A 22,940-nucleotide genomic window follows, 5' to 3' on the forward strand; every position below is an offset into this window, starting at 1 on the left:
CCGCACGGCGGGCGGCCGCGCGGCCCCGCCATCCCGATCGGATCGGAAGGACATCGTGAATCACACCCCTCGCACGTCGAAGGTTCTCAACACCGTCTTCGCCCCCGTGGTCCGGGGATACGAGGATCCCGCGAAGGACTGGGAGAAGGCCGTCGCCCAGGTCGAGGAGGAGGCCGGCGCGGAGGACCGCAAGTTCGCCGACGACCTCGGTCGCGCGGCCCGCAGCATCGGCGAGGAGCCGCGGCTGATGCCGCTGGGCTGGACCTTCGCGCTCAGCCAGATCAAGGACCGGTACGCCAACCGGCTGCGGATCAACCGCCTGCTCGCGGAGCACCCGGAGATCGCCGACGAGCCCATCGCCGACCCGGTGTTCGTGCTCGGGCTCCCGCGCACGGCCACGACCCTCGCCCACCGGGTGCTCGCGGCGTCGCCCGCCCACCGCGGCCCGCTGATGTGGGAGATGTCGCACACGGACCTCGAGGACCCGGCCGTCGCGGCGCGCGAGATCAGGAAGCTCGACCAGGGCAGCAAGTTCGTCACGGGCCTGTTCGCCCCCGGCCTGAAGCACATGCACCCGAGCCGTGCCGAGCAGCCGGAGGAGTCGATGATGCTCCTGCCGCACGGGACGTTCTGGCCGCTGCTGCACGGCGCCCTGCCGTCCTACCGCGAGTGGTACGCGCAGCGCGGCCCCGAGGAGCTGGCCGGCGACTACGCCTACCTGAAGCAGGGCCTCCAGGTGCTGCAGCACGGGCGCGAGCGCAAGCGGTGGATCGTCAAGTACCCGGGGCACCTGAACGACATGCCCACGATCAAGAAGGTGTTCCCGGACGCCACGTTCGTGTGGACGCACCGGAACCCGACCACCGTCCTAGCCTCCACCTGCAGCCTCGTGGGGACGATGTGGTCGATGTACCAGAAGGACCCGGACCCGCGGGAGGTCGGCGAGCTCGTGCTGGACACCCTGGTCACCTGGGTGGACAACGCGCTCGAGTCGCGGCTCAGCATGCCGCCGTCGTCCATCGTGGACGTGCCGTACCACCAGCTCGCCGCCGACCCGCACACCGAGGTGCCACGCGTGTACGCGGCGATCGGCGCGACCTGGACCACGAGCGACGCCGCGCAGCTCGACCAGGTGCTCGCACGCCCGGCGGGCACGCGTCCGCACCGGTACGACATCGCGGACTACGGCCTGGGGGCCAACCAGGTCGAGGAGTCGTTCGCGGCGTACCTGGGCCTGCTGCGCAACTTCGACAGGCTGGACGCGGAGCCGACGGCGGAGATGTGACGGCGGACGACGCCGGTCAGCCGGCTCTCCGGCGGGCGCGGTCCGCTCGGCCCGTCCAGTAGGCGACCCAGGCCGTGCCCGCCAGGGCCAGGGCGCCGATCACCACCGGGGCGGCCGCCAGCGGGGCGATCGCCGCCACCGCCGACACCACCAGTGGTCCGCCGGTGTTGCCGATGTCCCCGCACAGCCGCCAGCCGCCCAGGAACTGCGCGCGGCCCTCCTCCGGAGCCGCGTCGGCGCCGAGCGTCATCACGATCCCCGAGCCGAGCCCGTTCCCCAGCGCGATCAGCGCCATCACGGCGCCCACGCCGAGCGCCGAGTCCGTCAGCGGCAGCAGCAGGCAGCCGACGCCGACGGCGAGCACCACCGGCACCGCCACCACCCGCCGCCCGCGCGTGTCCAGCAGCCAGCCGCCCGGCAGCGTCAGGAGGATGTCGATCGTCGCTGCGACCGCGAACAGCAGTGAGACCGTCGCAGCGCCGATGCCGACGTGATCCGCCCACAGCGGCAGCAGGCCCGTGCGCACCGACCGCGACGCGCCGATGATGATCACCGCGACGCCGAGCGTCAGCAGCGTGCGCCGGTGCTCCCAGAGCACCGAGTGCACCGCTCGGGGGACGACATCGCGCGCCACCCGGCCGAAGTCCGGCATCCGCGTCACGATCAGCGCTGATAGCAGCGACGCGCACGCCGCCAGCACGAACACCGAGCGGACCCCGAACAGGTGGATCAGCAGCGCCCCCAGCAGCGGACCCACCAGGATTCCCACCCGCATCGACCCGCCCAGCAGCGCCATCCCGCGCGCCCGGTGACTCACCGGCACCGCGTCGATCAGGAACCCCTGCCGCGCCAGCAGGAACGCCGTCCAGCTCATCCCGCTGACCACCACGCACACGCACAGCAGCCACACCGACGAGCCGAAGAACGCCACTCCCATCGCGACCGCGTCCACCAGCCCGGCGATCATCAGCGTGCGGCGCTCGCCGAGCCGCGCCACGAGCGCCCCCGACGGCAGCGAGTTGACCAGCTGCCCGATCCCCATGAGCGCCACCACGAACGCCGCCAGGGCCGTGCTCGCGCCCAGGTCGTTCGCGTGGATCGCCAGCACGGGCAGCACGGCGCCGTGGCCGATCGAGCTGACGACCGACGGCACGTAGGCGACGACGGCGATGTCCCGGAAGCGGAACTGTGTCTCCGTCACTGCGCCGCTCGGTCCTGTCACCGTCCCATCCTCGCAGATGGTTGGCCGCGGCAATGGTCTTGGCGGAGTGTGGTCTCGGGCCGGCCTGCCCGTGGCCCAGGGTCCTCGCGCCCTCGGACGGCGCCCACTTCGCGGGCGGCGCAGGTTCGCGCGGCCGGGCGCGCTCCGTGCCCCCGGCCGGCGCTCCGGGCCCGTGGGCCCAGGCGCGGCGCACCGACCAGGCCGTATCGTGAGCCTGCCTCTCACCGGCACGAACAGAAAGCACCCACATGACGACCCTCTCCGACTTCGGCGACGACGAGATCACCCAGCTCCTGGACACCCCCGGAGCGGTGCTGCGGGCGGCCAGCCTCGTCGACGGCAGGCCGAGCCCGGTCGGCCTCCTCAAGGCGAGCGCTCGCGCCGCCAAGGTGTTCCGCGAGGCCCAGCGGGACGAGAACGAGTTCGTGCGGACGGTGGCGCTCGCGCTGCGCGACCACAAGAAGGCCGAGCAGGAGGAGAAGGGCGACGAGCCCGAAGGGGCGAACGACTTCCTCGACCCCGACTCCGCGGGCGAGGCCGCCCGTGCGGTCGAGCTCGCCGAGTCGTCGATCGATCTGCTGCGCGGCCGGGTCGACGACGCCGACGTCGACGCGTACGGCACCTGGCTGATCCGGATCGCCACGCAGGTCGCCGAGGTCATGGCCGCCAAGGAGGGCAACCTCTTCAGCAGGCGCGCCGCGCTCTCCGACAACGCACAGAACCTGATCGACCGCCTGACAAAGGCAGCATCCCGCTGAGCTCACCGCTCTCGGAGGATCGCGGCGCCGCACTGCCTTCCCGTTGACTGATCCGGCCGCCCTGCCACGATGGGAGGCGTGCGCGTCTATCTCGATCAGCGTGCCGGGATGGCCGAGGACGGGTGGTCGGCCGCCTGGACGTTCGACCTGCCGTACTGGGGCACGTGCGGTCAAGGGCCCGACGACGACGCCGCGCTGGCCGACCTTGCGACCCGGTGCGGCCTCGACGCCGACGTGTTCGAGGTCGCCGAGCGCGTGGACCGGGCGACGACCGGTGACGAGACGGTGTTCGACCGGGACCGCGTCCCGGCGTCGGAGGCGGAGCGGGCCGCGACCCTCTCGATCCTGGAGCGGTCCCGCGCCCGCACGTTGGAGCTGATCCGCGCCGCGGGGCCGCACGTGATGGAGTACCGCGACCCCGACCGGACACTGCCCGCCTACGCCTCGTGGCACACGGTGGGACAGCTGGCGTGGCACATCGCGGACACGGAGTCCCGCTACTACCTTCCGCTCCTGGGCCTGCCGCCGCGGCCGCGCGCCGAGGACCTCGTCACGGAACTCGAGGAGTCGGGCGCGTACGTGCGGCGCGTGGTGTCCGGGATGGATCCCGACCTGACGGCGGAATGGGACGCCCACGGCGCCTGGACCAGCGTCAAGGTGCTGCGCCGCCTGGCGTGGCACGAGCGCGGGGAACTCGACGTCCTCGCCGGCCTGATCGAGCGGGCTGCCGCGGAAGAGACGCTCTGACAGCGGCATCGCGCGGGCGGACGGTGTCACGACTGTTGACCCACTCCAGGGGTTCCGTCCCCGGATCCGCCGTGGCGCCCGTCCCCGGTGTCCGCCACGCGCTCCGTCCGCGATATTCGCCGCCGGCTCCGACCGCGGGTGTCAGGTCGTCGTCCCGTCGACGTAGTACCAGCGCTTGTCGAGCTTCTCGAAGCGGCTCACCTCGTGGAGGCGGCCGCGGTCGCCGGACGCGCGGTAATGGGCGACGAACTCGACCACGCCCGTGTCGTCGAACGGGCCACCGGCCTCGGTGCGCAAGATGTCGAGACGCTGCCAGCGGACGTCGTCGTCCAGGTCGAGCCGGTCCGGCCGGGACGACGGGGACCACGTGGCGAGCAGGTAGTCGGCATCCCCGACCGCAAAGGCGGAGTAACGCGACCGCATCAGGGCCTCCGCGGTCGGAGCCGGCCCGGCCGTGCCGCGGTGATACCTGCCGCAGCAGTCACCATAGGTCTCGCCGGACAGGCAGGGGCACCGCGCGGAATTGTCCATGAGGACCATCCTCGCTCCAGCACGCGCGTGCCGTTTGACCGAGACGTCGGCCGCGTCGGAGCTCGGGGGTTCTCCTCGTCGCGCTCTGGTGGGAACGTGCCGAACGGCGCTACCTCGCCGGGCGGGAGGTGGTGTCGGGGAGGGCGCTCGGGAGGCGGGAGTCGACCAGCTTCACGAGCACGCCGAGGACCGCGGCCGCGGCGATGACCAGCGCTGCGTTGACGAGCGCGCGGCCGAGGCCGATCTCCGTGACGTCGAGGAACGGGTACGGGTACCACCGCGTGAACGCGCCCTGGACGAAGATGTAGACCAGCCAGATGACAGGGAGAACGAACGCTCCCGGAATCGTCGACCAGGTGAACCGCGGGCGAGGCCCGAAGACAAGCCAGGCCAGGACGGTGGCCCACGGCGAGACGTAGTGGAACAGAATGTTCGCGACCATCGACCACCCGCTGGGATCGACCAGCGGGGCGAGGACGATCGCGTACACCAGGCCGGTGATCGTGATCGCCAGCAGGGCATTCAGTCTGGCGACGTCCCACCATCGTCCGGCCCGCAGAGGATTGGCGACCAGGAGCAGCGACACGATGAGCACAACGATGTTGCTGTCCACCGTGAAATAGCTGTATCCCCGCCAGATCCGCGTGCCGAGGCCGACGTTCTCACCCCCGTTGACGGTGTTCGGGTCGGAGGCCCCGGTGAAGAAGTTGACGAACTGGATGACGAGCGCGACCGCGATGGCGGCGGCGATCACCGCGTAGGAGATCCGTGCGAGCAGAATCGCCCCCGGGGGCGCCGTCGTCGTTTCCACGAGTTTCATTATCTGGAGTTCCCCGGAATCGGCAGGAAGCGTAGCCCGGCGCGTCCGCCGGTGTGCGCTCGGTGCCGGATAACTCGCTGGACCCGTCGCGGCGGCACCGCATAGCGTGGGACCCGGCCGGCGTGGGGCGTGACGAACCCCGTGAGAGCGTGCGGCCCGCGCGTGCGGCGTACCGACGAGAGGCCGGCAGCTCGAGTTCCGCCGGCGAAGGTGTGGTGGCACCGCGAATTTGCCCCTCGCCCACACCTCCAGGGCAGTCATTGCGAACTGGAGGTGGAACATGAACTCGTTGTCTCTCGAGAAATCTCAGCCGACACGCGTCGAGCGGACGCTGTGCGACGACGTCTCCGCGGCCGAGCCGGGAAGCGTCGTGCGCGTGCAGGGCTGGGTGCACCGGCGTCGCGCGCTGTCGGCGGTGACGTTCGTCGTCGTGCGCGACCGGTCCGGCCTGGCGCAGGTCGTGGTGCGGCCCGACGACGGTCAGGATGTCCCGCCCGAGGAGACCACCGTCGAGGTGGTCGGGACGGCGACGGCGAACCCGCAGGCTCCCGGCGGAGTCGAGCTCACCGCGCCGACGATCACGGCGCTGACCGAGCCGGCCGCGACCCCGCCGGTCGAGCTGTGGCGGCCGAGCCTGAACGCCGCGCTGCCCACGATGCTCGACCACGCGCCCGTCACCTGGCGCCACCCGGCCCGGCGCGCCGCGTGGGAGATCGCCGCGGCTTCCGTGCGCGGGTTCCGCTCGACGCTCGACGCCGCCGGGTTCACCGAGGTGCAGACCCCGAAGTTCGTCGCCTCGGCGACGGAGTCGGGCGCGAACGTGTTCGAGGTCGACTACTTCGGCCGTCCCGCCTACCTGGCGCAGTCCCCGCAGTTCTACAAGCAGCAGCTGGTCGGGGTGTTCGAGCGGGTGTACGAGGTGGGCCCGGTGTTCCGCGCCGAGCCGCACGACACGGTCCGGCACCTGGCCGAGTACGTGTCGCTGGACGTGGAGCTCGGGTTCGTCCGTGACCATCGCGACGTGCTGGGCCTGCTGCGCGACGTCGTCGCGGGCATGGCCGGCGGGATCACGGAGCACGCCGCGGGCGCCGTCGAACGGCTCGGGATCGAGGTGCCGCGGGTGCCCGACCGGATCCCGGTGATCCATTTCGCCGACGCCCTGGCGCTGGTCGGAGCGCCGCCCGAGGAACCGGACCTGGCGCCCGAGCACGAGCGGGCGCTGGGGGAGTGGGCGCTGCGGGAGCACGGCAGCGACTTCCTCGCCGTCGAGGGCTACCCGATGGCCAAGCGCCCGTTCTACACGCACCCGCAGCCGGACGACCCGCGCTGGTCCAACAGCTTCGACCTGCTGTTCCGCGGGCTGGAGCTGGTCACGGGCGGGCAGCGGCTGCACCGCCCGTCGGACTACGTCGCGGCCATCGCGGCGCAGGGGGAGGACCCGGCCGCGTACGCCTCCTACCTGCAGGCGTTCGAGCACGGCATGCCGCCCCACGGCGGGTTCGCGATCGGCCTGGAACGCTGGACGGCGCGGATCACGGGCGCGGCCAACGTCCGCGAGGTCGCGCTGTTCCCGCGCGACCTGCACCGCCTGACGCCGTGAGGTGGTAGGGGCTGCGGGGTGGTGCGGGCGGACGCTTGCGCCACCCCGCGGTGCGACGGCCGGCGGCGGTCAGCCGACAAGGCCGGGGACGTCGAGTTCGATCGGGAACGGCGCGGCGACCCGAAGGCGCTCGCGGAAGATCCCGGCAGGAGCGTAGGCGGTCGTGGCGTCGTCGAGCTCGTAGACGTGGATCGCCGTGGCGTCGCCCTCGTCCTCGACACGCCAGTAGTGGCGGATCCCTGCCTGCGCGTACTTGGTCAGCTTGACCGTGCGGTCCCGGTGAGCCGACTCGGGCGAGACGACCTCGACGACCAGAACGACGTCCTCGGGCGCGTACCAGGTGCGGTCCGGGTCGTACTCGGCCGTGGTGGCGAGCACGTCCGGCTCGGGCCGGTTGTGCTCGTCCAGGCGGACGGTCATCCCGCTGTAGATCACGATGTTCGACGGCGCCTGGGCTGTCAGACTCCTCTGGACGGTGAAGATCACGCGGCTGTGCCAGGCACGCTGCGGGAGCAGCCTGAAGACGAGGGCACCGTCGATGAGTTCGGTGTGCCGCGGTGCTTCGGGAAGCCTGTCCAGATCAACGGCGAGCCAGCCCTCGGGGCGCGGAGGCCGCATCCAGTCCGGCAACGCGGTCATGGTGCCGAGGTTACCCAACGAGGCCTGCGTGCCACGAGAGATCTGCGCTGGGCGTGCCGCCGGGCACGCTCCTCACTGTGACGTGCGCGTCTGCTTCCGCTTTGCCGCGTTGTCGAGGAGTTCGCCGATCGTGCGGGAGCCCTCCACGCTGTCTCCGGCCGCGGTGCCCTGGAACCGGCGCTGCAACTCGGCCCTCGCGGCGGCGTGATCGCCCGCCAGGAGCGCGATGATCGCTTCGTCCTTCGCCGTTGTCGGCAGGCCCGCGACCCATTCGCGGGCGTCTCGTTGCCCGACGACGGCGCCCCGTGGCGGGCTCGCGCTCGCGGCTTCGGCCAGCAGGTCGTCGTCCAGGCGGAGGAAGTCGGCGAGGGTGCGCTGCGCCCCGGTGAGATCGCCGAGGCCCGTTGGGACCGGCGGTTCCAGGATGTCGCCGTCGTCGTAGTCGAAGGCGTCCTCGTCGTACGCCCACACACCGATCGCCGCGAGGAACACCAGGTACAGCGGCCGGAGGTCACCGCCGAGCAGCTCGGCCCGCACCGCCGCGAACGAGCCGAGCGTCCATTCCTGGAAGTCCTCTTCCCACTGATCCTCCTCCTCCGACCCGAGGTCCAGGATCACGTTCTTGCCCGACCGACGGGCGTCCATGTGGTCGCCCACGACGTACTCCTCCAGCCGCACGCCCTTCAGGGCGCTCGCGGGAAGCTTGAGCAGCAACCGGCGGCTGCCCCAGTTCGCGTGGTAGAGGTGCAGGTCGTAGAAGTCGCGCACGAGCTCTTCCGGGGAGCCCTTGAAATCGCCCCAGTGGTACTCGTTCGTGAACGACGTCGCCGTGATCTGCGCCCGCGTCGACAGCTCCCGCACCGCGGCCTGTTGCTCGCTGGTCAGCGGCCGGTCGACCGCCAGGAACTCGTAGTACTGGTACTCACTCACTTCGAAAGGCTCCAGGGACGACGTCGGACAACTGCGGCTGAACCTGCCGGGAACTGCGCTTGACGTGCGCAGACACTTCGCCGGCGGCAGCCAGTCCGCGGGCGTGTCGCTTCGGCGTGCAGCGCCGGTCCGTGACGCATAGAGTAGCCGCCGATAGGCGAGCCTCGCCCTCGGGGCTCGCTTTTGTGTGTTCTCGAGCCGTCCCAGAGGAGCGCTGTGTCCCACCTGCCCGACAGTGTCGGACTCTCCGACGACGTTCCCCGGCGTGCACACATGTTCGTCGACGAGTCGAAGAACCGCGGATACATCATCGCCATCGCATTCGTGGCGTCACGCCTGGTGCACCAGGTTCGCCGGGACCTCCGAAAGCTCCGTGCATCCGGTGCGCGGAGCATCCACTTCCAAACCACGACGGACCAGCAGCGGAAAGCGGTGGTAAACCTGATCGTGGCGAGCGGCGTCACGTCGGTGATCCTCGAAAGCCGTGCGGCGAAGCGGTCGAATCCGAGGCAGGGTTGCATCCGCACCACGGCTGCGATCGCGATCGCGTCTGACGCCCGGATGATCATCCTGGATCGCGACGAGTCGCTCGAAACTCAGGACCGTCGTTGGCTTTATGCGGAACTGCGAAAGACCGACGTCCGCTACGACCACCTTGACCGGCACAGCGAGCCGCTCTTGTGGATCGCCGACGCCGTCGCTTGGTGCTGGCAGCGAGGCGGGGTGTGGCGCGAGATGGTGATGCCCGCGGTCTCGCAAGTTGTCCAGGTCGAGCCGTGACAGCGCGAAGCCCGGGTTACCCGTCGAAAGGGCGGGCTCCCGGGCTCACTTCTCAGGGCTAGTGCCCCTCGCGCGATCTAGGTTACACGCAACTGGGTTTCGGTGCTGGACCAGTTGACGAAGAAGTTCGCGGCGGAACTGCTTGAGCATCTGGTGCCGGGCGTGCTGGACTGCCGACATGATCGTTCGAATCTGGCGGGGATGGACGACCCCCGAGAATGCCGACGCCTACGAGTCGATCGTGAGCACCCGCGTGCTCCCCGCCATCGCCGAGCGGAACCTCGCCGGCTACCACGGCGCCTACCTGCTCCGTCGCCCGCTCGACGACGGCGAGGTCGAGTTCTCCACGATCATGCTGTTCGACTCGCTCGACGCCGTGCGCGAGTTCGTCGGCGACGACTACGAGGTCGCGCATGTCCCCGCCGAGGCGCGGGCCGTCCTGGCACGGTTCGACGAGCGGTCCGCCCACTACGACACCCTCCTGACGCCGGAGGACACGCGCCCCGTGTAGGCCCCTTGCGGTGCAGCTGAGCAGGCCGCCGGCATCCGACGCTCTGCTCCAGGGAGTCGGGGCGGCTGCAGCTTCGTGCGGGGATTTCGGTGGTGCCTTCCCTCGCACTCCGGCAGGGTGTTCTCCCATGACTCGCGTGCGTCCCACCTGGCCCGACCTGCCCGCCGTCGTGCGGGCGGCGATCGAGGAGCGCCTCGGGGCGAAGGTGACCTCGTGGGTCTCGCACGACGGCGGGTACTCCCCGGGCCTGGCCAGCGTGCTGACCACCGACCGCGGGCGGGCGTTCGTCAAGACGGCCTCGCCCGACCAGACGGAGGCGCTGCGCCTGCACCGGCGTGAGGCGGTCAAGGCCGCGCTGTTGCCGGAGACGGTGCCGTCGCCCGCGCTGCTGTGGTCGCTCGAGGTGCCCGACGTCGGCCCTGACGCGCCCGCGGGGGAGCGGAACTGGGCCGTCCTCGCCTTCGAACCGGTGGACGGCCGCGCGGTGCGTACCGATCCGTGGGACCTGGACGACGTCGATCTCCTGGCCCGCCTCGCGCTGAGGATCGGAGAGCACCCGGCGCCGGACGGCGATGAGTTCCCCGACTTCGCCGCGAAGCCGTGGCCCCAGGCCGAGCAACTGACCGACGAGCGGCCGGCCGGCCTGTCGACCTACGACCCGTGGCTCGCCGACCACCTCGACCTGATCGCGCGGCTCGCGACACCCGCCGACCGCCAGGCCGAGGCGTTCAAGGGCGACTCGCTGGTGCACGGCGACTTCCGGGCCGACAACGTGCTGATCGTCGGGTCGCAAGACCGCGGCCACGGCGTCGTCGTCGACTGGCCGCACGCCATGCGCGGCGCGGCATTCCTCGACCTCGTCGCGATGCTGCCCGCCGTGCACGCCCTGGGCGGACCGGAGCCGTCGGAGGTGCTGGACCGCACCCCGCTCCCGCGGGGCACCGACCCGGAGGCCGTGCTGACCTGGTTAGCTGTCGTGACCGCGTACTTCGCGCACGGCTCGCTCCAGCCCCCACCACCGGGTATCCCCCACCTGCGCCACTTCCAGCGCATCCAGGCGGAGGCATGCATCGCGTGGCTGCGGGAACTGATGCGGGAGTAGCGCGCGAAACTGTCACTCCCTACGTGTGATCAGGCTGACCCGACGCCGGGTCCTTGTCCTTGCTGCGCTCGATGGCGTCGAGCAGGTCGGAGAATCCTGGTGATGCCGAGGTGGCGGTCATCGTTCGCATACCCGTATTCTCGTTCGCTCAGCCGATGATTTGCTTGGTGGTGCAGTCGATCTTGTCGTAGCGGCGGCCCTGATCGTCGAGCCAGCGGCCGGTGTCGCGGTAGGCGCGGCATCCCGTGTACGACGGGTCGTATGCGCCGCCCCCGCTGGATCCGGACGAGGAGTCGTCCGAGCCGCCGGAGTCTGACGAGGTGCCCGAACTGCTCGTGGTTTGGTCATCCGAGCTGCTGCTATTGCTTGAGCTGTTGGTGCCGGCGGTATCACGCGATGCCGCTTCGCGCGCCGTGGCCTCCTCCTCGGCCTTACGGCGCGCTTCCTCAGCCGCGCGTTCGGCCTCACGCGCTTGCTCTATCCGTTGGACCGCACGTTTGCGTGTCTGCGCGTTGTCCTGCTGCTCCGCGCTCAGGCGATCGAGCTGGCGCGCTATCAGGTCTCCAGGTGCCTTGTCACTGCTCTTCTGTGCCCTGTCGGCGGACTCGTCACGCGCCAGGGCGCGTGCGATCTCTTCACCTCGCGCGATCTTCTTCGCAAGCAGGTCCGCGTACGCGTCGATCTTGGCGAGCTTGGCGCCGCTTCCGGGAGCCTTGCCCAGTAGCGCCGACACGCTCTGCTGATATGTCTTCGCCTGGGCCGCGGCCTTCATGCAGGCGATGTCCGTGCCGAACAAGCCGCGCCCGGCAGCCCGCGCCTCATCCTCGGCTTCCGAGACCCGCGGGTAGAACTTTTCGTTGGGCTCGAACACGACTGCTCTACCGAATCCGGCGCGGGCGATCTCGGCGTTGACGAACGTGTTGTCGGCCAGGAACACGCCCGCCAGATCTCGGCCGTACCTGTCCGTGCGGTCGACGTCGTACTCCAGCGTCACGGGAGTTCCGGCGGGCAGCATGGCTTGCAGGAACTCTGTCGCCTCCGGCCCGAGGCACTCGACCGGTTCGTCCGGGTCCTTGGTCTCCGGCGTGTCGACGTTTAGCAGCCGGATCCGGACGGTGTCGCCGCCTCGCACAACGTCGACCGTGTCGCCGTCGATCACCCGGTCGACGACGATCTGCGTGTCTGGGGTCAGCATCAAAGCCGAAGCCGCGGCGGTACCGATGCCGATGCTTGCTCCGCCTATCGTGATGGCGGCGATCGACAAGCCTCGCCCGATTGGCAGAGGCAGTCTTCCGGAGCGCCGCAAGCCCACGACACCAAGCCCGACGGCCACGATCCCGGGCAGGAACAGCACGCACGTGAGCAGTGAGAAGATCGCGACCAGGAAGCTCGCCGTGGCTATCCCGTTTCGCTGTTCTGGCTGCCGTTGCCCGTGAGGCGGTGGCCCGGCAGGTTGTGGACTTCCCGGCTGTGGCGGCCCCGATACCGCGCGGATCAAGGTCGGCCTACTCTGCGCCAGGTGTACCGACGCCAGTTCTTCCTGCGTCGGAACCCGCGTGATGGGGACCGTGCCATCCGGGTCAGGAGCGTTCGGGAGCTGTGCCATGGCGGGAAGGGCTCCGTTTCCTGCGTCCGGACTGGCGTTCGGTGGCCGCAATCGTACTCAGATCGGTCGGCCATTTCTGTTGATGAGGCCAATACATCAGCGATTTCACCCTGCGATGCGAGCCGTTCTCAGGGCGCTCAGAGGCTGGATGGCGGAGGTGTTCGCGAGACTCGGGTGCGTCACGAGTGACGGGACCGGAGAGCCGCGTTGATGCGGCTCAGCGCGGCACGCCAAACCCGGGGGCGAGCATCGCGTGGTTGCGGGAGCTCACGCGGTTCATGGCCTCCAGTGGAGGATGACCCGAGCACGGTCGAAGCGGAGCTCCTCGAGGTCGGCCGCGGGGATGGTCCAGAACATGGAGGCGTGGTCGAGGAAGCCGATCCACTGCGCCAGCAGGACCCAGCTGTCGCCGTCCGGCGCGCCTTCCGCGCCGTCGAACTTCGCGGTGGCCGCGGCGTACCGCACCGGATCGCCGAACTCCTCACCGTAGGCGCTGGCCCAGCCCCCGAGCTGGAGGTGAGCCCCGGGCCAGCCGTGGGTCCACCGTGTGTCGTGCCAGGCCCGGCGGAGCCGCCCGGCGTCCTCGAACCGCTCGGCGAGAGGATCCGTGAACAGGGGCCTGGAGTAGGTCGGCTCGTGGTCGGGGAGGGTCACGACCGGCACAGGGCGCAGCGGGTCGATCTTGCGCAGCCCGGCCTCCAGGTCCTCGTGGGTGCCGATGCCACGGTCGTACAGCAACTCGTAGTTGTCGTAGTCGTCGTAGTCCCGGGCGCGGTCGCCGAGCCCCGTTCCCGCGGGGAGGTAGTCCACGGACCCGGCGGTGTTCTCGTCGCCGATCTCGGTGGACGCGAAGAAGAGCAGGTGGCCGTCGGCCGGCAACGGCAGGTCGGTCGCACTCGCGGCGACCTTCGCCAGGTCGACTGTCGCGATCAGATGCATCTCCTCCGGCCGGCGCTCCCGTATCGCCGAGTAGGTGCCGTCGGCGCCGGGGGCGGGCCGGCGCTCGTCGCCGAACCACCCGGCCTCAGGCCCGTCGGCGGTCGGCGCGAGGATCACCGCCGGACGCGCGAGGCCCGCCCACCGGCCGATCTGCTCGGCGGGTGCGCCCGTCGCGAGGGCGCGCTCGCGGAACGCCGCGAGGTGGTCGGTCATGTCCTGCTGGAATGCCTCGATCTGCACCCGCGAGACCCTACTGGCGGTCGACGTCGCACGACAGGGCGCAGAGGAGTACGAACAGGGCCACCCTGCCGCGCCAGGATCAGGCGGGAGACACCTCGGGCCATGTCACCGGACGCCGGTGCATCGCCAGCTCGCCGTGTGTGCGTCCCGGAGTGGTCCCGGCTCGGGCGGGAGCGGGTAGTCGACCGCCACGGTCGTGACCCTGCGAGACCTACGAAGGTCTGCAGCATCTCCAGGGAGACTTCCTCGCAGTCGGCGAGCCAGAAGTCGCCGAGGTGCGCGTCGAAGACAAGGTTGAGGACGCGGGGACCATGCGATCTCCAACCAAGTCTTGACTCTGACCTGGGACGACGCGGACCATTGTTGCGGGCGCCGGCCAGTCGGCACGCGACCCGATCTCCCGGGTAGGACTCTGCGATCGCGAGACCTACCACCCGCAAGAACAGTCACACTGCTACATCCGAAGTTAACGATGACATATAGCCGTGTTCACTATTCCGGGAAAGCCGCCGGGGATCGAGGTCGACATCCATGGCAGAGGCTGTGCAAGGAGACCGTCGGCATGTTGCGGTCGTAGGTGGTCGAGTGACCGGGATCGCGATGGTCGTGCAGTTGCTCGCGACCCTCGACGAGGGAGCCCGGATCGTGGTCATCGATCCCGAGGACTCGCGGTACCCCTCGGTGTTCTACGACCCGGAAGACCTGGTGATCGTCAACACGTCAGCGCACGTCGGTTCCATCGTCGCGGCCGACCCGACGGACTTCCTGTCCTATCTGGACCATCACCAGGACCCGCACGCGGTGCCCAGGCATGTCGTGGGACGGTACGCCGATCAAAGGCTGGCGCACCATGTGCGCCGCGCAGGAACGCGTGGCGTTGCCGTCGCACGAATCATCGACACGGTACGGTCCATCGCACGCCGCGGGCGCCGGTATCTACTGCGACTGGGTAGCGGTCGTCTGATCGGCGCGACCGATGTGGTCCTGGCGATGGGCGCGGGCCCACGCCGGGACGTGGCAGGCATCAGGGGTATCGGACCGTATCCGACGGACCGGCTGCGCAGTGCTCGCGCCCATGAAGCGCTCGTCGTGGGTACCGGACAGTCCGCGATCGACGCGGCACTGGTACTGGCCGACAGCGGCGCCCGGGTCACGATGAGCTCGCGCACCGGCCTCCTGCCCGCGGTCCGAACGCGCACCTTGCTCAACGAGCAAGGTCTCACGTTGGACCTCCGGGCGCCCACGTTCGACCTCGAGGCCACGCTCGACCGGTTCGTGCAGGCTCATGGTCACGGGCCCCTGGCGACGATGCTCTCGGCTGCGCGCGACCCGATCGATCGCCTGGGAGAGGAGATCGCCCTGGCCGAGTCCGGGGACATCCACTGGCAGGATGCGCTCGTCGCGGTAGCGCTGCACCTGTCGCGGCACTCACCGCGGTCCACCGGCGATTCCCGGTTCACCTGGCGCTACCTGACGTCCATGATGCTCACCACCGCGCACCGCTTGCGGCACGCGATCGACGATCGAGCAGTCCGCCTGGTTCCGTGGGCTCACGTCGCCCCCCAGCGGCACGACGTGATCGTGGTAGCGGCAGGGAACGAGCGCTATCCCATCGCGTGCACGCCCGACGCGATACACCTGGGCAGCGCTCCGGCCGGGGCAACACCATGGACCACGCTGACCGAGTCTCTCCAGGTGCAGCTTCCTGGCAGAACACAGCCCGAACGGGTGTGGGCCGTAGGCCCGACGACCGCCGTCCGCTACAGCACTGCGAACTTCCTCGGATCCGCTGTCGCCCAGTCAGCCCGCATCGCCCACCGGATCGGCAACGCCACCTGACCAGGACGGAGTGCGTCAGGTGCCTGCCGCCGTCAGGCGCCTGAGGCCGTGGTGTGGATCCCGAGTTGGTCGCGTACGGCGTCCAGTCCGTCGATGGTGATCTGCGGGCGCAGGGCATCGGGCCGGGTTGCCCAGGCGTGGGCGGTCATGCGGTAGCGGATCTCCTCGGCCGGGGCGCCGTCTCTGTTTCGGGTTCCGACGCCGTTGGGCGCGTAGCCCAGCCGCTCGGAGACCGCATTGGACGCGACGTTCTCCCGGTCTGCTTCGGTGTGCATCGCGGCCGCGGCCAGGCCGTCGAACATCAGGCTCAACGCCATCAGCCGCATCCGCTTGCCGATGCTGCGGCCCTGGAACCGGCTGGCGAGCCACGAGCCCGTGGTCGCCTCACGGGTGACGGGGAAGTTCCTCGCCGAGATCGCCTGGATGCCCACCGGGTCGCCGTCGTGGAAGACGCCGAGCTCCAGCCTCCACCGGTCCGGCGTGAAGTGGCCCCGCGCGGCCCACTGATACGCGAGCACGTTGCGCCGTACTTCCTCAGGAGTTCCGCGGGTCCATGCCCAGCGGTAGGGCACATCCGGGCGGTCGTAGACACCTTGCGCGGCGACGTCGGCCAGCGCCAGCAGGTCGGCATCGTCCGGCACCCGCAGTTCCAGATCGTCGCAGCGGACCGTGAGCGCGAAGGCGGGCCAGACGGTGGCGAGGTCTTCTCGTGAGATCAACGGGATGTCACCTTCCATCAGAAGTGGCGCAGGGCGCACGGCAATGGAGCGTGCGGTTGCTGAGCGCGAGGCCGGTGGTCACGACGGCGTGCCCGTCTGGGTGAGCGACGCGGGCTTCCAGGGCCGCCAGAACGGCGTGGCCTCAGTGCGGTGCAAGAGCACGTCCTTCAACGCGGCGGGCCGCAGGTCATGGTCGGGCAGCTCGGACAGCGAGAGCCACGCGAACTCCAGCTCCTCTTCCTGGCTCGCCACGCTCGTGTCCGCCAGGTGTGCGTCGAAGACGAGGTTGATCTCGTGCCGCTCCACGCCGTCACCCGGGACGTAGCCATGTTCGACGACGCCGACGAAGCCCATGATGACCACCTCGGCGCCAAGCTCCTCCACGAACTCACGGCAAGAGCCAACTCAACCGGCTCGCCCGGCTCGACGTGCCCGCCAGGCAGGAAGAACCACCCCTGACCCATCATCCGGACAGTCAGGACCGCGCCGCCATCACGAACGATGGCACGGGCGATCAGGGCAGTGCGCGGAGCGGTCATGCGGAACTCCCATCGCCGGCCGGTCGAATCTGCGAGAACCCGCGCGACTTCCGGCAGCGCTCGATCCGCTCGCCGATCGATTCCTCATCCTCCATGGCCTTCACCACTCTCGTCGGGGCCTGTCGTCCTGTGAGTCTTGCCCACTGCATCGGGAACGGAGTGCCACAAGAGTGTGTCGCTCAAGGCCCTTGACGCAGGAGGGGATGACGCCGATCTGTTGGGCCGCCGTCGTGAGCGGGCCGCTCCGATATGGCCTTCGGTGTCCGGTCGCAGTGGAATGAATTGGGCCGCCATAGACACGATCAATTTGGATTTCAAACCCGTATAGTGAATTAGAAAGCGCTTCAAAGTGAATTGACAGTCATCGTCGCCTCCCATACCGTTTGCGCAGACGAGGACCTCAAACTGTGTCCATTGCGCATCCCGCATGGCGGGGGGATTGTGCACCCGCTCTCGACTGATTGATGACGGAACCGATGCTGAGTCTCCAAGATGTACTGCTGCGTTTGACTGCCTACTGGACCGAGCGCGGCGCGATGATCGTGCAGCCTTTCAACACGGAGGTCGGTGCGGGTACGGCGAACCCGGCGACCACGTTGCGGGTTCTGGGTCCGGAGCCGTGGCGGGTGGCGTACGTGGAGCCGAGCGTCCGGCCGGATGATAGCCGGTACGGGCAGAACCCGAACCGTTTGCAGACGCATACGCAGTTCCAAGTGATCCTGAAGCCGGATCCGGGTGACCCGCAGGAGCAGTACCTCGCATCGTTGGAGGCGATCGGGGTCGATCTCGCGGCGCATGACATCCGGTTCGTGGAGGACAACTGGGCCTCGCCGGCGCTGGGTGCGTGGGGCCTGGGGTGGGAGGTGTGGCTGGATGGGCTGGAGATCACCCAGTTCACGTACTTCCAGCAGGCGGGCACGCTCAAGCTGGATCCGGTCTCGGTGGAGATCACCTACGGCATCGAGCGGATCGTGATGGCCCTGCAGGGGGTGTCCCACTTCGCGGATATCGACTACGCACCGGGGATCACGTACGGCGAGGCGTTCGGCCAGAGCGAGTACGAGATGAGCCGCTACTACCTGGACGAGGCCGACATCGCGGCTACCCAGCGGCTGTATGACCTGCACGCCGGCGAGGCGCAGAAGATGCTTGATGCGGGCTTGGCCATGCCCGCGTACTACAACGTGCTCAAGTGCTCGCACGCCTTCAACGTGCTCGACGCGCGGGGCGCCGTCTCGACGGCGGAACGCGCACGCGCGTTCGCGCTGATGCGCAATCTGTCCAAGGGCGTGGCCGAACTGTTCGTCGCCCGCCGTAGCGAACTCGGGTTCCCTCTCGGGACAGTTGCGTCACAGGAGCCGCCGGCGCCGCTGGCCATGCCAGCAGTTGACCAGCAGGCCCGGTTGCTGTTCGAGATTGGGGTCGAGGAGCTTCCCGCAGCCGAGGTCACGCGGGCCAGGGACTGGCTGGAAGCGACGGTCTCGGAACGACTTGCCTCGACGAAGTTGTCCCATGGACAGGTGCAGGCATATGCGACTCCGCGCCGCCTGGTGGTGTTGGTCGAGGATGTCGCGCCTCGTGAAGCGGACTCTGTGGAGACGGTCCGCGGCCCGCGCGCGTCGGCGGCGTTCGATGCAACTGGTGCCCCGACACGCGCGGCGACGGGGTTCGCGGCAAAACACGGTATCGAGCCCGCGAGCCTGGACCGGGTCGAGCAGGACGGGATCGAGTACGTCGCCGTCGTGCGCAACGTCGAGGGCCGCAGGGCGCCCGAGGTGCTCTCGTCCCTGCTCGCGCAGGTCGTCGTGGATCTGCGATCCGAGCGCAACATGCGGTGGAGCGACCCGGCTCTGTCGTATGCCCGTCCAGTGCGTTGGCTGCTTGCCCTGCTGGGCGATGCCGCGATTCCAGTCACCGCGTCGCAGCTGACCAGCGGTACCACGACGCGGGTGCAGCGGGTGGCGGCCGCACCGGTGGTACAGGTTCCCTCGGCCGATGGGTACCTGGACTTCCTTCGTGAGCACGACATCGTCGCTGACGCGCAGGCGCGCAGGTCGATCATCCTCGACGCGGCAGGGGAGAATGCGGCGAAGGTGTCCGGGCGGGTGGACCTGGAAGCAGATGCTTCCGTCGTGGCGGAGATCGTCAATCTTGTCGAGTCACCTATGCCCATCCTGGGCACGTTCGACAAGCGCTACCTGGACCTTCCGCCCGAGATCCTCACCTCGGTCATGCGCAAGCACCAGCGGTACCTGCCGCTGCGGACCACCGATGGGCTCCTGCCTCACTTCCTGACGTTCGCCAACGGCGGCTGCGACGTGGCCACGGTCACCCGAGGCAACGAGGCCGTGGTCCGGGCTCGTTTCGAGGACGCGTTGTTCTTCTGGGAAGCCGACCAGAAGGTCCCCCTGGAGACGATGAAGGACGGCTTGGCCAAGCTGGCGTTCGAGGAGACCCTCGGCTCGATGGCCGACCGCGCCGGAAGGATCGCGGTCATCGCCAAGGCCCTCGGGGAACGCCTCGGGCTCGACGGCGCCGAGCGGGCCACCCTGCACCGTGCCGCGGACCTGGCCAAGTTCGACCTCGGCTCGCAAATGGTGATCGAGATGACCTCCCTGGCGGGCACCATGGCCCGCTACTACGCCACGAACGCGGGCGAGAGACCGGCCGTGGCCGACGCGCTGGCCGACATGGAGCGCCCCCGCACGTCCGACGACGCGGTCGCAACCAGCACCGCAGGTGCGATCCTCGCGGTCGCCGACCGTGCGGACCTACTCGTCGGACTGTTCGCCGTCGGTGCCAACCCCACCGGAAGCTCGGACCCGTTCGCCCTGCGGCGAGCCGCGCTCGGCTTGCTGGCAACCATCCGCGAACACTCGCTGTTCGACGCCATCACGACCGGCGACATCCTTCGAGTCGCGGCCACGGCCATCGACGCCCAGGGCGTAGCGGTCTCGGAGTCCGCCCTGTCCGCGACCGAGGCGTTCGTGCAAGCACGGTTCGAGCAGTCCCTTCTCGACGCGGGCAACGCTCCTGACGCGGTGGCAGCGGTCCTGCCCCTCGCCGGCGAGCCGCGGCGCGCTGAGGCGACCCTGACCGACGTCGAGCGCCTTGCCGGGGAGGATCAGTTTGCCTCGATCGTCGAAGCAGTCCAGCGCGTCCGCCGACTGATCAAGGACGCCGATCCCGACGGCAACCCCGCCCTACTGACAGCCACGGTCGAACAGCAGCTCGCCACGTCCGTCGAGAAACTTCAACGGGCGCTCGACAGCGGGAGCATCACGCTGCCTCAGCTCATCTCAGCCTCCAGCGAGACGCTCAACGTGCTCAACACGTTCCTCGACGAGGTTCTCGTGATGGACGAAAACCGTGAGGTCCGAGACGCCCGCATCGCCCTCCTGGCGTCCGTGACCCGCATCGCAAACCGGACCGGCATCGACTGGGACGCCGCAAGCCGCCTCCTCGCCACCGGCTACAAGCCCGCCACCGTCACCGGCTGAACAGTCAAGGACACATGAAAGGGTCGGGACCTCACGTGAGGTCCCGACCCTTCTCACGTCCACGAGGCGCGGTGTCGAATTCTTCCCACAACTTCGTTGCCTTGATATTCCGTTCGACGGTCGCGAGGTATCGCTGAGCCTTCTCCATGTCTCGTAGAAAACTTGAGGATCTGTGGCCTGAGTCGTACTGGCGCTGATAGATCTCCGTCGATTCTTCAAGGGTTCGCAGCGCGTCGGTATCCCGATCGACCTTGGTGTAACAAAGCGCGAGGTTCGCCAGCGAACTCGCAAGGTCAGGCTCGAAAAGTTCCCCGTTCGTCGCTGACAACCGCCGCTGGATCTTCACGCACTCCTCGCTGACGTTCATGGCATCGGCGTCCCGATCGACGGATCTGTACACGACCCCAAGGTTTGTCAGGGATGTGGCGAGGTCGGGCTCGAAGGGCGCGGGGTCCTCGGCTGCCAGTCGACGCCAGATATCGACCGCCTCCTCAAGGGTGTGCAGGGCATCGGAGCCTCTTGCCGATGTGCCGTACAAGGCGCCCAGATTCGTCAAGGACCATGCCAGATCGGTTTGAAAGTAGGGGTTGCCTGCTGCCAACTTGCGATAGATCGTCACCGACTCTTCGCTGATGCTCAAGGCGTCGGCGTCGCGACCTACATCTAAATATGAGACTCCCAGATTGGCTGCGGACATCGCGAGATGTTCGAAGAATCCAGGGTTGTCCGCTGCGAGTCGACGCCTGATCTCCACCGACTCTTCGCTGACGCTCAAGGCGTCGGCGTCTCGACCCGCTCTCCTATACGCGGCGCCCAGATTCATCAGGGACATCGCCAATCCGGGTTCGAATCTTGCTGCATTTATTCTCGCAAGTCGGCGATATATCTTTGTCGACTCTTCGAGGCCATAAAGAGCATCGGCATTCCGGCCTGATTCCAGGGCCGAAACGCCCCACTCGGCCAATTCTTGCGCCGCACGGGCATTGCGTCTCAGAGCCCGAAAGTGGTCGATCACGAGGCCCCCAGCGATCACGACGACACCAGCGGCCGTCAGAGGATGCTTGACCCAGTCAGGAACGCTCTCGGGGAACACGACAGCGATCACGGCGATCACAAGCGCCAACACCGCACTCCCGCACCACCAGATCCCCGACCCGCTTACTCCAGCTATCCGCATGCGCTGGGACGCTACCCCAAAGCGGACATCGAGGCGACGGCGCCGCCGCGTCGTGCGGGCCATCGGATTCATGCAGCGCAGTGCCCAAGTGACTGCGGCCGTTCATGTCGTCGTCCCCTGCTCACACGGCTCGAGCCGGTCAGCCGGGTGGACGTTCGATGGCAGCGGGGCGCAGCTGGATGCTGAGGCCTCCGTCGAGGAGGAGGACTTGTCCGCACGCAGCGTCGAATGCGGGACCCGCGAAGACGTCGAGTGCTGCTGTCCGGTCGGCGGCAACCGCCGCGTAGTCGAGGAGCGCCGTGGTGGGTGGTGCAATTACTGGGGCTCCGAACAGGGGGACGGTCACCTCGTCGCCACGTTCGTGCCCGCTGACATGAACGCGGATCGCCCCGTCTGTATCGGCGGCGCGTGGACCGGTGAGCTGCTCGCGACGCAAGCGGTGCCAGAGCGGACCCGTCCGAGCGCTGAGAGTTGCGCTGTCGTAGGTCGATGTGGTTTCGGTCAGGGTGAGCGTGAAGGCGGCCGCCCACCGCGCGTCCTGCCCGGCAGGAAGCCTCTTGGCACAGCGCGCAGGTTACGAGCTCGCCGCGCAGGCGGATGGCGACGTCGCCGAAGTCAACCTCGGCCGCGCGACCCGGGAGGTGCTCTTGCGGGATGAACGCGTTGGCAGGTTCCCGTCCGACCTCGACGCGAATCTCACGGCGTCGGTGGCGACGTACTCGCGGACCATCCAGTACGACGCCACCCCGGCCCCGTCATGTTCGTCAAGCAGTTGATCGAAGATCCGCTTCGCCGTGTGTCGCTGCTTCCGCGGCGCGTCGAGCTCCGAGCGCAGCCAGTCGTCGATCACCACTCGGTACGCGTCAAGCCGTGAGCCGCGTTTGGGCGGTTGCTTTCTCTCCTTCGGCCATGCAGATTCCAGCGCCGCTGTCACGGTTCGGAAGCCGACGCCGTGCTTGCGCTGCAGCGCGCGATTGGACATCCCAGATCGGGCATCCCGTCGGATCGCCGCGTACAGGTCGACCCGGGAACGCGGCTGCGTCATCGGTGGCACTCCTGACGTGAGCACGCCGTGGGCACGACTTTCGGCACCGGGCCACCGCCCGGGAACGGTGACCGCATGCGACCACAGCCCGGAATCACTGGCCCTACCGAGGTGCTTGGTCATGTGCTGCGCAGGGCTTCGGTGGGCGGTACTGAGTCGGCCCGGAGTGCGGGGTACCACCGACGACGGAGCCGATGAGCAGCGAGTAGGCCAGGTCGAGTCCCACTGAAGCCCAGGTCAGTACGACGGCCCGGCCTTGCGTGGTGACGAAGACGTTGGTGACGAGCACGCCCAGGATCAGGCCTGTGATGCCGCCGACGACATCAACCTCGACACCACCTGTCCGCCCCGTGTCCCTGGCGCGACGAAGATCTGCTTGCTCGGTGCCTAATCGGTCTTCCCGCAGCACCT

20 protein-coding genes are annotated in these 22,940 nt (G+C 68.9%); 9 read left to right on the forward strand and 11 right to left on the reverse strand.

What is annotated here, in order from left to right:
- The first annotated feature begins 55 nt into the window (after nucleotides 1-55).
- On the forward strand, nucleotides 56-1,285 hold the full coding sequence (locus IIE03_RS06910; RefSeq protein WP_192862012.1) for a sulfotransferase family protein: 1,230 nt from the start codon (nucleotides 56-58) through the stop codon (nucleotides 1,283-1,285).
- A gap of 16 nt (nucleotides 1,286-1,301) precedes the next feature.
- Here IIE03_RS06910 and IIE03_RS06915 read toward each other — a convergent pair whose 3' ends face one another.
- A complete protein-coding gene (locus IIE03_RS06915; protein WP_192862013.1) occupies nucleotides 1,302-2,507 on the reverse strand; it encodes an MFS transporter in 1,206 nt (401 codons plus the stop codon).
- Between the two features lie 248 nt (nucleotides 2,508-2,755).
- On the opposite strand from IIE03_RS06915, the gene IIE03_RS06920 reads away from it, so the two are divergent.
- Nucleotides 2,756-3,265: a hypothetical protein gene (locus tag IIE03_RS06920; protein ID WP_192862014.1), complete on the forward strand. Its 510-nt coding sequence runs from the start codon at nucleotides 2,756-2,758 to the stop codon at nucleotides 3,263-3,265.
- Between the two features lie 78 nt (nucleotides 3,266-3,343).
- Nucleotides 3,344-4,012: a DinB family protein gene (locus IIE03_RS06925; protein ID WP_192862015.1), complete on the forward strand. Its 669-nt coding sequence runs from the start codon at nucleotides 3,344-3,346 to the stop codon at nucleotides 4,010-4,012.
- 141 nt (nucleotides 4,013-4,153) lie between these two features.
- On the opposite strand, the gene IIE03_RS06930 is transcribed toward IIE03_RS06925, so the two are convergent.
- Both IIE03_RS06930 and IIE03_RS06935 read right to left on the reverse strand, forming a co-directional pair.
- On the reverse strand, nucleotides 4,154-4,543 hold the full coding sequence (locus IIE03_RS06930) for a YchJ family protein (protein WP_192862016.1): 390 nt from the start codon (nucleotides 4,541-4,543) through the stop codon (nucleotides 4,154-4,156).
- Between the two features lie 109 nt (nucleotides 4,544-4,652).
- Nucleotides 4,653-5,354 carry a Pr6Pr family membrane protein gene (locus tag IIE03_RS06935; protein WP_318842845.1) on the reverse strand — a complete coding sequence of 234 codons (702 nt, stop codon included), beginning with the start codon at nucleotides 5,352-5,354 and terminating at the stop codon, nucleotides 4,653-4,655.
- Nucleotides 5,355-5,643: 289 nt separating this feature from the next.
- Between IIE03_RS06935 and aspS the strand changes: the two genes are divergently transcribed.
- Nucleotides 5,644-6,963, forward strand: coding sequence for an aspartate--tRNA(Asn) ligase (gene aspS / locus IIE03_RS06940; protein ID WP_192862018.1), 1,320 nt, complete (start codon nucleotides 5,644-5,646; stop codon nucleotides 6,961-6,963).
- A 69-nt stretch (nucleotides 6,964-7,032) separates the two neighbouring features.
- Here the strand turns inward: aspS and IIE03_RS06945 are convergent, their stop codons facing one another.
- Both IIE03_RS06945 and IIE03_RS06950 read right to left on the reverse strand, forming a co-directional pair.
- Nucleotides 7,033-7,602 (reverse strand): Uma2 family endonuclease, encoded by a 570-nt coding sequence (locus IIE03_RS06945; RefSeq protein WP_192862019.1) that lies wholly within the window; start codon nucleotides 7,600-7,602, stop codon nucleotides 7,033-7,035.
- 72 nt (nucleotides 7,603-7,674) lie between these two features.
- Nucleotides 7,675-8,532 (reverse strand): hypothetical protein, encoded by an 858-nt coding sequence (locus IIE03_RS06950; RefSeq protein WP_192862020.1) that lies wholly within the window; start codon nucleotides 8,530-8,532, stop codon nucleotides 7,675-7,677.
- 216 nt (nucleotides 8,533-8,748) lie between these two features.
- Here IIE03_RS06950 and IIE03_RS06955 point away from each other — a divergent pair, with 216 nt between their 5' ends.
- The 3 genes from IIE03_RS06955 to IIE03_RS06965 all read left to right on the forward strand — a co-directional run bounded on the left by IIE03_RS06955 (nucleotide 8,749) and on the right by IIE03_RS06965 (nucleotide 10,925).
- Nucleotides 8,749-9,312: a hypothetical protein gene (locus tag IIE03_RS06955; RefSeq protein WP_192862021.1), complete on the forward strand. Its 564-nt coding sequence runs from the start codon at nucleotides 8,749-8,751 to the stop codon at nucleotides 9,310-9,312.
- Between the two features lie 178 nt (nucleotides 9,313-9,490).
- Complete coding sequence (locus IIE03_RS06960) at nucleotides 9,491-9,823, forward strand: antibiotic biosynthesis monooxygenase (protein WP_192862022.1); 333 nt, start codon at nucleotides 9,491-9,493, stop codon at nucleotides 9,821-9,823.
- A 127-nt stretch (nucleotides 9,824-9,950) separates the two neighbouring features.
- Entirely contained in the window at nucleotides 9,951-10,925 is a 975-nt protein-coding gene (locus IIE03_RS06965) for a phosphotransferase family protein (RefSeq protein ID WP_192862023.1), read from the forward strand.
- A 148-nt stretch (nucleotides 10,926-11,073) separates the two neighbouring features.
- Here the strand turns inward: IIE03_RS06965 and IIE03_RS06970 are convergent, their stop codons facing one another.
- Nucleotides 11,074-12,279: a thermonuclease family protein gene (locus IIE03_RS06970; protein ID WP_192862024.1), complete on the reverse strand. Its 1,206-nt coding sequence runs from the start codon at nucleotides 12,277-12,279 to the stop codon at nucleotides 11,074-11,076.
- A 528-nt stretch (nucleotides 12,280-12,807) separates the two neighbouring features.
- The gene (locus IIE03_RS06975) at nucleotides 12,808-13,710 is read right to left on the reverse strand and encodes a DUF1963 domain-containing protein (RefSeq protein ID WP_192862025.1); all 903 of its coding nucleotides are present in this window, start codon (nucleotides 13,708-13,710) and stop codon (nucleotides 12,808-12,810) included.
- Nucleotides 13,711-14,241: 531 nt separating this feature from the next.
- On the opposite strand from IIE03_RS06975, the gene IIE03_RS06980 reads away from it, so the two are divergent.
- A complete protein-coding gene (locus IIE03_RS06980) occupies nucleotides 14,242-15,549 on the forward strand; it encodes an FAD/NAD(P)-binding protein (protein ID WP_225997403.1) in 1,308 nt (435 codons plus the stop codon).
- 32 nt (nucleotides 15,550-15,581) lie between these two features.
- Here the strand turns inward: IIE03_RS06980 and IIE03_RS06985 are convergent, their stop codons facing one another.
- Both IIE03_RS06985 and IIE03_RS25685 read right to left on the reverse strand, forming a co-directional pair.
- Nucleotides 15,582-16,268: a GNAT family N-acetyltransferase gene (locus IIE03_RS06985; RefSeq protein WP_225997404.1), complete on the reverse strand. Its 687-nt coding sequence runs from the start codon at nucleotides 16,266-16,268 to the stop codon at nucleotides 15,582-15,584.
- Between the two features lie 78 nt (nucleotides 16,269-16,346).
- Nucleotides 16,347-16,652 carry an NUDIX hydrolase gene (locus IIE03_RS25685; RefSeq protein WP_318842846.1) on the reverse strand — a complete coding sequence of 102 codons (306 nt, stop codon included), beginning with the start codon at nucleotides 16,650-16,652 and terminating at the stop codon, nucleotides 16,347-16,349.
- A gap of 619 nt (nucleotides 16,653-17,271) precedes the next feature.
- Here IIE03_RS25685 and IIE03_RS06995 point away from each other — a divergent pair.
- Entirely contained in the window at nucleotides 17,272-20,307 is a 3,036-nt protein-coding gene (locus IIE03_RS06995; protein WP_225997405.1) for a glycine--tRNA ligase, read from the forward strand.
- A 31-nt stretch (nucleotides 20,308-20,338) separates the two neighbouring features.
- Here IIE03_RS06995 and IIE03_RS07000 read toward each other — a convergent pair whose 3' ends face one another.
- Together IIE03_RS07000 and IIE03_RS07005 are read right to left on the reverse strand one after the other, a co-directional pair.
- Nucleotides 20,339-21,547, reverse strand: coding sequence for a tetratricopeptide repeat protein (locus tag IIE03_RS07000; RefSeq protein ID WP_193107580.1), 1,209 nt, complete (start codon nucleotides 21,545-21,547; stop codon nucleotides 20,339-20,341).
- 511 nt (nucleotides 21,548-22,058) lie between these two features.
- Complete coding sequence (locus IIE03_RS07005) at nucleotides 22,059-22,529, reverse strand: hypothetical protein (protein WP_225997406.1); 471 nt, start codon at nucleotides 22,527-22,529, stop codon at nucleotides 22,059-22,061.
- Nucleotides 22,530-22,940 lie beyond the last annotated feature (411 nt).

This window comes from Myceligenerans pegani (assembly GCF_014892515.1).
Lineage (GTDB): Bacteria > Actinomycetota > Actinomycetes > Actinomycetales > Cellulomonadaceae > Myceligenerans > Myceligenerans pegani.